A 7270-nucleotide genomic window follows, 5' to 3' on the forward strand; every position below is an offset into this window, starting at 1 on the left:
GGGCATCGCGCTGGCGCTGGTGGGGGCGGGGCTCACGGCCCTCGTGGCGCTGCAGCTGAAGGCGTCGTCGCCTCCGTCCGTGGCGGTGTCGCAGGCGGCGCAGCGCGTGGCGACGGGCGACCTGGCGCAGGCGCTGGCCTTGCTGCCGGGCATGGACCGCGCGGGGCTGCTGCACGCGTATGGCGTGGCGTTCGGGACGCTGCTCTGCGTGCTGGCTGGCGTGACGGTGCTGACGGCGGTGGTGGTGTTTGCATTCCTGCGCGGCGATGCGTCCGCGCGAGGCCACGCGGAAGCACTCGGACAGAACGCGTAAGGCGCCTCACCCCGCACCCGATGAGGTGCTTTCATGGACACGTCATGCGTCGTTGCCAGCATCCCCGCTCGATCAACAGGAGCGGAGTGCGAGATGGTGATGAACAACAGTCGACGGGTCGTGGGAGCAGCTGCCACGGTGATTGCAGCCTGCGTGATGGCCGCATGCGGTGGCGGTGGGGGCGGCGGTGTCGCGTTCCCGCCGATCGCCGTGGTGCCGCCGCCGGCGCCAGCCCCCGCGCCCGCGCCGCAGGGCAAGGCGATCGACCTCACGATCCTGCACATCGACGACCACCACTCCAACCTCGAAGCCAAGGACAAGACGCTGCAGCTGAACACGGGCGGCGGCGCGCCGGTGGCGGTCACGGTCAATGCGGCGGGCTTTCCGCGCGTCACCGCGGCGATCCAGGCGCTGGCCGCCCAGTCGCCGAACGTGCTGAAGCTGCACGCCGGCGACGCGCTCACCGGCACCCTGTACTTCAACCGCGCGGGCGCCGACGGCGAGGCCGATGCGGCGCTGATGAACACCGTGTGCTTCGACGCCTTCACGCTGGGCAACCACGAGTTCGACAAGGGCGACACCGGCCTGAAGGGCTTTCTCGACCTGCTGCGCAAGGGCAGCTGCCAGACGCCGGTGCTCAGCGCCAACGTGAACTTCGGCGCCCAATCGGCGCTGCACCCCTCGAAGGCACCCGGTTACGTGAAGCGCTCCACGGTGCTCGAACGCGGCGGCGAAAAGATCGGCCTGGTCGGCCTGACCATCGCGGGCAAGACCAAGGCCTCGTCCAGCCCCGACCCCGACACCACCTTCGAGGACGAGACCGTCGCCGCCCAGCGCGAGATCGACCTGCTGCGTGCGCAGGGCGTGAACAAGATCGTCGTCATGAGCCACATCGGCTATGAGTACGACAAGCAGGTGGCGTCGCGCCTGAGCGGTGTCGACGTCGTGGTGGGCGGCGATTCGCACACGCTCATCGGCCCCGACGCGCTCACCCGCTACGGCGTGGGCTCGCCGGCCGGTGCCTACCCCACGGCGCTGACCGACAAGGACGGCAAGAAGGTCTGCCTGGTCCATGCCTGGGAGTACAGCCAGGTGGTGGGCGAACTGAATGTGAGCTTCGACGAGAAGGGCGACGTCACGGCCTGCAGCGGCACGCCGCACGTGCTGATCGGCGACGACTTCCGCGTCGGCGGCAAGCCCGCCGATGCCAACCAGCGCAGCGCCCTGCTGGCCGACGTGGCCGCCAGCGGCTTCCTGCGCGTGACCGCGCCCGACCCCACGGCCACCGCCGTGCTGCAGCCCTTCAAGGACAAGGTGGCGGTGTTCAACACCACGCTGGTGGCCACCGTGACCGAAGAGCTGTGCTCGCGTCGCGTGCCCGGCGGCACGGGCACCGTCGACTACTCGCGCTCCAGCGTCTCGTGCAACGCGCTGGGCAGCGTGAGCCTGCGCGGCGGCGACATCCAGCAGATGGCAGCGCAGGCCTACCTGGAGATCGGCCACAGCAAGTACGGCGGCGCCGACATCTCGCTGCAAAGCGGCGGCGGCGCGCGCATTCCGCTGGTGCCGGGCAACGTCACGGCGGCGAGCGTGATCCAGGTGCTGCCCTTCGGCAACATGCTGTTCCGCCTCGACGTCACCGGCCGCGAGGTCAAGGGCATGCTCGAAGACGGCCTGCAGGCCGTGTACGGCCCGGGCGGTTCCACCGGCCCGTACCCCTACACCGGCGGCCTGCGCTTCGACGTCGATGCCACGCAGGCCAACGGCCAGCGCGCCAGCAACATCGAGGTGCGCGCACCCGGCACCGGCGTGTGGGGCCCGCTTGACCTGGACAAGACCTACAAGCTGTTCGTGCTGAGCTTCAACGCCAGCGGCGGCGACGGCTACAAGACGCTGGCCGCCGTGCCCGCGGCGCGGCGCCTGGACATCGGCGTGCTCGATGCCGACGTGTTCTTCAACTACATCGAGTCCAAGCCCAAGGATGTCGGCTCGGGCCTGTCGCTGCTGCAGAAGCTGCCGGTCGAGCTGTACAGCACCAAGTCGTACAAGGCGCCTTGAGTCGTGCTCAGGGGTGCGCGGTGTCTTCTGCGAAGAGACCGCGCAGCCACTGCGTAAACACCCGCACCCGCGACGACAGCTGCCGGTTCTGCGGATACAGCACCGACACCGGCATCGGCGGCGGCGCGAAGCCCGGCAGCACCGCCTGCAGGCGGCCGTCCGCCAGCTCGGCCGCCACGCGGTAGCGCGGCACCTGCACCAGCCCGAGGCCCACGACGGCGGCGCCCGTGTACAGGTCGGCGCCGGTCACCGACACGGTGGCGGCCAGTTGCACGGGGCGTGCCTGACCGTCGACCGTGAACTCGAGCGGCAGCGCCTTGCCCGTGCTGCTCGACACGTAGTGCACCGCGCGGTGCGAGGCCAGTGCCGCGAGGTCGACGGGCTCGCCGTGCGCCGCGAGGTAGCCGGGGCTCGCCACCGTCACCTGCGGCAGCAGCGCCACGCGCTGCGCGACCAACGACGAGTCCTGCAGCGGGCCGGCGCGCAGCACGCAGTCCACGCCTTCGCGCACCAAGTCGACCAGCCGGTCGTCCTCGCCGATGTGCAGCTGCAGGCCCGGATGGCGGGCGAGGAAAGCGGGCAGCGCCGGCACCACGAAGTGCCGCGCCAGCGTGCCCTGCAGGTTCACGCGCAACAGGCCCTGCGGCGCCGCATGGGTGAACGCGCCCTCGGCCTCTTCCACGTCCGCCAGCAGCCGCACGCAGCGCTGGTAGTGGGCCTCGCCGTCCTGCGTGAGGCGCACGGTGCGCGTGGTGCGCTCAAGCAGCCGGGCGCCCAGGCGCGATTCGAGCCGCTGGATCAGCGTGGTGAGGGTGGCGCGCGGAATCTGCAGGTCGTCCGAGGCCTGCGTGAAGCTCTGGCGCTCGGCGATGCGCACGAAGGCCTGCATTTCCTGGAAGCGGTCCATGGGGTCGCCCTTCGCGCCTATTGTTTAAGTAAATGGAATTTTATTGACGAATTGGTGCTGATTATCTTTTGGGTGGAATGGCCGACCATTCGCTTCATCCGCTCACCACCCCAAGGAATCGCGCCATGAACACCACCGCCACTTCTGCTTCGCTGCCCACCCGCGTCGCCCTCGTCACCGGCGCCTCGCGCGGCATCGGCGCCGCCATCGCCCGCCGGCTCGCCGCCGACGGGTTCGCCGTCGCCGTCAACTACGCTTCGGGCGCCGCGCCCGCCGAAGCGCTGGTCGCCGAACTGAAGGCCACCGGCGCCCGCGCCCTCGCGGTGCAGGCCGACGTGGCGAACGCCGACGCGGTGCGCGCGATGTTCGACACCGTCGAAGCGCAGCTCGGCCCGGTCGACGTGCTGGTCAACAACGCCGGCGTGCTCCAGACCGCGCCGCTGGCCGCGCACAGCGACACGCTGTACGACCACACCTTCGACATCAACGTGCGCGGCACCTTCAACACCCTGCGCGAGGCCGCGACCCGGCTCGCCGAGGGCGGGCGCATCGTCAACTTCTCGAGCACCACACTCGCGCTGCACATGCCCGGCTACGCGATCTACAACGCCACCAAGGCGGCGGTCGAGGCCTTCACGCACGTCTTCGCCAAGGAGCTGCGCGGCCGACGCATCACGGTGAACGCCGTGGCGCCGGGCCCGGTCGCGACCTCGCTGTTCCTGGACGGCAAGACCGACGAACAGATCCAGGCCTTCGCCCAGATGCCGCCGCTGCAGCGCCTGGGCCAGCCGGAAGACATCGCCTCGGTGGTGTCGTTCCTGGCGGGGCCGGACGCGGGATGGGTCAACGGGCAGGTGCTGCGGGCCAACGGCGGCGTGGCCTGAGCAGTGGCTTCCCACGACATCCACGGAGCACGCACCATGCATCCGCCTTCACCTCCTGCGGCCACCCCGCGCTTCTTCAGCCTCGCCTACGCGGCGTTCACGGCCGCCGCTGCGGTGGTGGCCGCTGCCGCTTCGGCGATGGCGCTCGTGCTCGAACTGCCCGTGTGGGCGATGTTCGTCGGCTGGGTGGCGTTCTATACCCGCGGCGCCACCGCACGCGACGGCGTGTTCAACCTCGTCTGCGTGAGCCTGGGCCTGTTGATCGGCAAGGGCGCGGCGCTCGCCATCGCCGCGCTGGCCCCGATCGCGGGCGCCGCGGCGCTGCCGGTGGTGGTGCTGTTCGTGGCGCTCCTCGTGGTGTCGATGCGCAGCGTGCCGCGACTGAACAATCTGCTGTGCTACTTCCTCGGGCTGATCGCGTTCTTCGCGGTCCACCAGCCCCCTTCGCTGTCGCTGTTCGCCACGCTGGCCGGCGCGGCAGCACTCGGATCGATGGCGGCGTGGGTGGCGCACCTGCTGCAGCGCCGCGTGCACTGACCACCGGACTTTCCTTTCCTCCCTCTCACCTTCATTCAAGGGGTTCCCTCATGCAATCCGTCATCCTCGTCACTGGCGCCGGCTCCGGCATTGGCAAGCTCAGCGCGCAGGCGCTCGCCGAAGCGGGCCACATCGTCTATGCCTCCATGCGCGACATCGCAGGCCGCAACAAGGAGCGCGCGGCCGAGCTGCGTGCCCTGGCCGCGGCCCGGGGGCTTCAGCTGCATCCGCTCGAACTCGATGTGCTGTCGCAGGCCTCCGCCGATGCGGCCGCGGCGACCATCGTCCAGGCACACGGCCGCCTCGATGTGGTGATGCAGAACGCGGGCCATCTGGTGGTCGGGCCGACCGAGGCCTTCACGCCGGAAGACATCGCCCAGGTGTTCGACACCAACGTGCTCGGCGCCCAGCGCGTGAACCGCGCGGTGCTGCCGTACCTGCGGCAGCAGGAGTCGGGGCTGATGCTGTGGATCAGCAGCACGACCACCAAGGGCGGCTTTCCGCCGTTCATGGGCCCGTACGGCGCGGCCAAGGCGGCCATGGATTCGCTGGCCGTGACGCTGGCCTACGAGATCGCGCGCTTCGGCATCGAGACCTCGATCGTCGTGCCGGGCGCGTTCACCCGGGGCACCGATCACTTCCCGAGTGCCGGCAAGCCCTCCGATGCGGCGACCACCGCCGCCTACGGCCGCTACGACGGCGTGATGGACCGCATCGGCGAGCGCCTGTCCGCCCTCACGCCCGAGCACGCCGACCCGCAGGCCGTGGCCGACGACATCGTGCGCATCGTGGGCCTGCCGGCCGGCACGCGGCCGATGCGTTCGCTGATCGACTTCGTGGGCGACGGTGCGGCGGAGGTCTTCGAGGTGTCGGAGCGCGTGCGCATCGACTTCGCCCGACGCATCGGCATGGGCGACCTGCTCGAGGCGAAGGTCCGGCGCTGAGCGGGGCGCTGTCAAGAAAAGCGGTGGTTCTTCCTGTCCAATAGCGGCATGGAACATTCACCGAACGACGTGACAGAGCGCCTGAACGACCTCGAGATCAAGTCGAGCTATGCCGAAGACCTGCTCGAGCAGCTGAACATGACGATCTACCGACAACAGCAGCAGATCGACAGCCTGATCCTGCAGGTCGCGCAACTGCGGCTGCAGAGCCAGAACGCAGGACAGGACGGGGGCGCACGCAACCTGCGCGATGAGCTCCCGCCCCACTATTGATGAAGCGTGCTCAGCCGTGCGCGTGCCAGAGCACGGCGAAGAAATGGCAGGTGCTGCCCGCGAGCACGAACAGGTGCCACACCGAATGCGCGTAGCGCACCTTGTTGTCGAACAGGAACACAACAGCCCCGGCCGTGTAGAACAGCCCGCCGGCCACCAGCCAGGCCAGCCCTGCCGATGACATGCGCTCGTACAGCGGCACCGCCGCCATCAGCGCCATCCAGCCCATCGCCACGTACAGGCCGGTGGACCACAGCGGGTGCTGCAGGCGGTTGAACAGCTTGGCGCTCACGCCCAGCACGGCGGCGGCGGTGATGGCGCCGAACAGCGTCCAGCCCCAGGGCCCGCGCAGCACGCCGAACAGGAAGGGCATGTAGCTGCCCGCAATGAACAGGTAGATGGCCGCGTGGTCGAGCCGGTTGAACCAGGCCTTGGCGCGGCCGATCGGCAGCGCGTGGTACAGCGTGGAGATCAGGTACAGCACGATGGCCGTGCCCGCGAAGAGCGAGGCGCCCACCACGGCCGCGGCCTGGCCCTTCTGGGCAGCGCTGTAGACCAGGATCGGCAGCGAGGCGATCGCCAGCAGCAGGCCCAGGCCGTGGCTCAGGGCGTTGAAGAGCTCTTCCATCGCGGTCTGGTCGCGCGCGGCGGACGCCTGCTTTTTCTGCAGATCGGTGGAACGGGCGGGCTGCAGCTGCAGCGGCGGGCTATTCGTCATCAGGAACAGAGCCTCCGGGATTGGTGTTGGTTCCGCAAAAATCGCGAAACCGGCAGATCATGTTACTTGACCTGCTGTTTGCCGAGTTTGCGTGCCAATGTGCGCCGATGCATGCCGAGTCGGCGCGCGGTTTCCGAGATGTTGAAGCCGGTCTCGGCCAGCATCTCGTGGATGCGCTCCCACTCCAGCGTCTTGATCGAGGTGGAGCGGTTGGTCAGTTCGACCTCGGTGGTGCCGGCGGCGCGGCCGAAGGCGGCCTCGATGTCGTCGGTGTTCGAAGGCTTGGCCAGGTAGTGGCAGGCGCCGAGCTTGATGGCCTCGACGGCGGTGGCGATGCTCGCGAAGCCGGTGAGCACCACGATCAGCATCTCGGCATCGTGCCGGTGCAGCATCTGCACGCAGGCCAGGCCCGAGGCCTCGCCGTTGAGTTTCAGGTCGACCACGGCGTAGCCGGGCGAGGGGCCGTCGCCTTCCTCGAGCAGCGCTTCCACCTCCTCGAGGTTGCGCGCATGCACCACCACATAGCCGCGCCGCTCGAAGGAACGCGCGAGCGTGCGCGCGAAGGCCTCGTCGTCCTCGACGATGAGCAACTGGCGGATTTCGGCGGTGTCGGGGGTGGGCGTCATGGGCTGGTGG

The 7270-nt window shown here is 69.4% G+C and carries 8 protein-coding genes and 1 pseudogene; 6 read left to right on the top strand and 3 right to left on the bottom strand.

Annotation, left to right across the window (positions count from 1 at the left end; all coding sequences use genetic code 11):
- Together AC3WQR_RS31250 and AC3WQR_RS31255 are read left to right on the top strand one after the other, a co-directional pair.
- A pseudogene (locus AC3WQR_RS31250) lies at positions 1-313 on the top strand (MFS transporter); the annotation flags it as partial.
- Positions 314-412: 99 nt separating this feature from the next.
- Positions 413-2371 (top strand): bifunctional metallophosphatase/5'-nucleotidase, encoded by a 1959-nt coding sequence (locus AC3WQR_RS31255; RefSeq protein WP_492745917.1) that lies wholly within the window; start codon positions 413-415, stop codon positions 2369-2371.
- A 7-nt stretch (positions 2372-2378) separates the two neighbouring features.
- Here the strand turns inward: AC3WQR_RS31255 and AC3WQR_RS31260 are convergent, their stop codons facing one another.
- Complete coding sequence (locus AC3WQR_RS31260) at positions 2379-3278, bottom strand: LysR family transcriptional regulator (RefSeq protein WP_492745909.1); 900 nt, start codon at positions 3276-3278, stop codon at positions 2379-2381.
- A 125-nt stretch (positions 3279-3403) separates the two neighbouring features.
- On the opposite strand from AC3WQR_RS31260, the gene AC3WQR_RS31265 reads away from it, so the two are divergent.
- From AC3WQR_RS31265 to AC3WQR_RS31280, 4 genes are read left to right on the top strand one after another with little or no spacing between them, the layout of a single operon-like run.
- Positions 3404-4162, top strand: coding sequence for an SDR family oxidoreductase (locus AC3WQR_RS31265; RefSeq protein ID WP_492745911.1), 759 nt, complete (start codon positions 3404-3406; stop codon positions 4160-4162).
- A gap of 36 nt (positions 4163-4198) precedes the next feature.
- Positions 4199-4699, top strand: a complete 501-nt coding sequence (locus tag AC3WQR_RS31270; RefSeq protein WP_492745913.1) for a DUF1097 domain-containing protein — start codon at positions 4199-4201, stop codon at positions 4697-4699.
- Between the two features lie 50 nt (positions 4700-4749).
- Positions 4750-5643, top strand: coding sequence for an SDR family NAD(P)-dependent oxidoreductase (locus tag AC3WQR_RS31275; protein ID WP_492745915.1), 894 nt, complete (start codon positions 4750-4752; stop codon positions 5641-5643).
- A gap of 48 nt (positions 5644-5691) precedes the next feature.
- Positions 5692-5916, top strand: coding sequence for a SlyX family protein (locus tag AC3WQR_RS31280; protein WP_062469081.1), 225 nt, complete (start codon positions 5692-5694; stop codon positions 5914-5916).
- 10 nt (positions 5917-5926) lie between these two features.
- Here AC3WQR_RS31280 and trhA read toward each other — a convergent pair whose 3' ends face one another.
- Positions 5927-6634: a PAQR family membrane homeostasis protein TrhA gene (gene trhA / locus AC3WQR_RS31285; RefSeq protein ID WP_370870083.1), complete on the bottom strand. Its 708-nt coding sequence runs from the start codon at positions 6632-6634 to the stop codon at positions 5927-5929.
- Positions 6635-6696: 62 nt separating this feature from the next.
- Positions 6697-7260 carry a response regulator transcription factor gene (locus AC3WQR_RS31290; RefSeq protein WP_492745919.1) on the bottom strand — a complete coding sequence of 188 codons (564 nt, stop codon included), beginning with the start codon at positions 7258-7260 and terminating at the stop codon, positions 6697-6699.
- Positions 7261-7270 lie beyond the last annotated feature (10 nt).

This window comes from Variovorax sp. FW305-3-2-15-B-LB1 (assembly GCF_058787635.1).

What these genes read in the sequence shown, in the direction of transcription:
- AC3WQR_RS31275 (WP_492745915.1), top strand. Translation starts at nt 4,750, where the DNA reads ATGCAATCCGTCATCCTCGTCACTGGCGCCGGCTCCGGCATTGGCAAG.
- AC3WQR_RS31255 (WP_492745917.1), top strand. Translation starts at nt 413, where the DNA reads ATGAACAACAGTCGACGGGTCGTGGGAGCAGCTGCCACGGTGATTGCA.
- AC3WQR_RS31280 (WP_062469081.1), top strand. Translation starts at nt 5,692, where the DNA reads ATGGAACATTCACCGAACGACGTGACAGAGCGCCTGAACGACCTCGAG.
- AC3WQR_RS31270 (WP_492745913.1), top strand. Translation starts at nt 4,199, where the DNA reads ATGCATCCGCCTTCACCTCCTGCGGCCACCCCGCGCTTCTTCAGCCTC.
- trhA (WP_370870083.1), bottom strand. Translation starts at nt 6,634, where the DNA reads ATGACGAATAGCCCGCCGCTGCAGCTGCAGCCCGCCCGTTCCACCGAT.
- AC3WQR_RS31260 (WP_492745909.1), bottom strand. Translation starts at nt 3,278, where the DNA reads ATGGACCGCTTCCAGGAAATGCAGGCCTTCGTGCGCATCGCCGAGCGC.
- AC3WQR_RS31265 (WP_492745911.1), top strand. Translation starts at nt 3,404, where the DNA reads ATGAACACCACCGCCACTTCTGCTTCGCTGCCCACCCGCGTCGCCCTC.
- AC3WQR_RS31290 (WP_492745919.1), bottom strand. Translation starts at nt 7,260, where the DNA reads ATGACGCCCACCCCCGACACCGCCGAAATCCGCCAGTTGCTCATCGTC.